The organism is Streptomyces sp. BR123 (genome assembly GCF_013401435.1).
GTDB lineage: Bacteria > Actinomycetota > Actinomycetes > Streptomycetales > Streptomycetaceae > Streptomyces.
Genome location: NZ_JACBGN010000595.1, coordinates 1 through 1,392, shown reverse-complemented (window position 1 = coordinate 1,392; position 1,392 = coordinate 1). Strand labels below are relative to the sequence as shown.

1 protein-coding gene and 1 pseudogene are annotated in these 1,392 nt (G+C 78.7%); both read left to right on the top strand.

What is annotated here, in order from left to right:
• Positions 1-448 (top strand): annotated as a pseudogene (locus HYE82_RS36525) (transferase); the annotation flags it as partial.
• Positions 449-506: 58 nt separating this feature from the next.
• Positions 507-1,376 (top strand): sugar phosphate isomerase/epimerase, encoded by an 870-nt coding sequence (locus HYE82_RS36520; RefSeq protein ID WP_179178519.1) that lies wholly within the window; start codon positions 507-509, stop codon positions 1,374-1,376.
• Positions 1,377-1,392: the final 16 nt, after the last annotated feature.

Sequence of the window (1,392 nt, the reverse complement as noted above, 5' to 3'; positions counted from 1 at the left end):
CGCCCGGCCCGCCCTCGGCCCGGCCGCCGCCGTCGGGGCGCACACGCTGGCCCTGACCCGGCTCAGCAGGCACGAGGTCGCCGGGGCCCCGCCGCACGAGGTGGCCCTGACCCTGCTCTCCTCCGCCGTCACGGCAGCGGCCGGCCTCGCCCGCACCGACGCGGCCGCCCGCCCCCTCGGGCTCCGCGCCGCGGCCGGCGGCACCGCCCGCACCGCCCAGACCGCCGCGCTCGCCGTGTACGCGGCCGGCTACGGGCCCGCCCTCGCCCGGGCGGTGCGCCGCCCCGCCGCCCCCGAGGTGCGGCGGGCCGTCGGCGCCGGGATCCACGCCCTGCTCCCGCTGCAGGCCGCCCTCGCCGCCCGCGCCGGGGCCCCCGGCCTCGCCGTCCCGCTGGCCGCGGCCCTGCCGCTCGTCCGCGGCCTCGCCCGGAAGGTGTCCTCGACATGACCGCCACGCACCGCCCCGCTGCCGGGGGCCGGCCGTGAACACCGCCGCCGCGGGACCGATGCCCCGCTTCTCGTACGGCACCAACGGCCTCGCCGACCACCGGCTCGACGACGCGCTGCGGATGCTCGCCGACCTCGGCTACGAGGGGGTCGCCCTCACCCTCGACCACCACCACCTCGACCCGTACGCCCCCGATCTGCCCGCCCGCACGGCCCGAGTCCGCCGGGCCCTCGCCGACACCGGCCTGGCCGTGGTCGTGGAGACCGGCGCCCGCTACCTCCTCGACCCCCGCCGCAAGCACCGCCCCACCCTGCTGTCCGCCCGGCCGGAGGAACGCGCCCTGCGGGCGGACCTGCTGCGCCGCGCCCTCGTGATCGGCGCCGAACTGGGGGCCGGGGCCGTGCACTTCTGGAGCGGCGCCCCCGACCCGGACACCACCCCCGAGCAGGCCTGGCAGCGGCTGGTCGACGGCTGCGCCGACACCCTCGCGCACGCCGACGCCGCCGGCATCGACCTCGCCTTCGAACCGGAGCCGGGCATGCTCGTCCCCGACCTGGCCGGCTACCGGCGGCTGCTGGACGACCTCGGCCGGCCCGACCGGTTCCGGCTCACCCTGGACCTCGGCCACTGCCGCTGCCTGGAGCCGTTCCCCGTCGCCGACTGCGTGGAGCTCGCCGCGGACCGCCTCGCCCACGTCCAGATCGAGGACATGCGCCGCGGTGTCCACGAACACCTGCCCTTCGGCGAGGGCGAGATCGACTTCCCGCCGGTCCTGGCCGCCCTGGCCCGCACCGGCTACCGAGGGCTCGTCTCCGTGGAACTCCCGCGCCACAGCCATGCCGGGGCCGACGCCGCCCGCCACAGCATCGCCTTCCTGCGCTCGGCGGCCGCCGCCGCCCGCCAGGAGAAGGAGGCCGTACCGCAATGACTGTCTCTTATACACA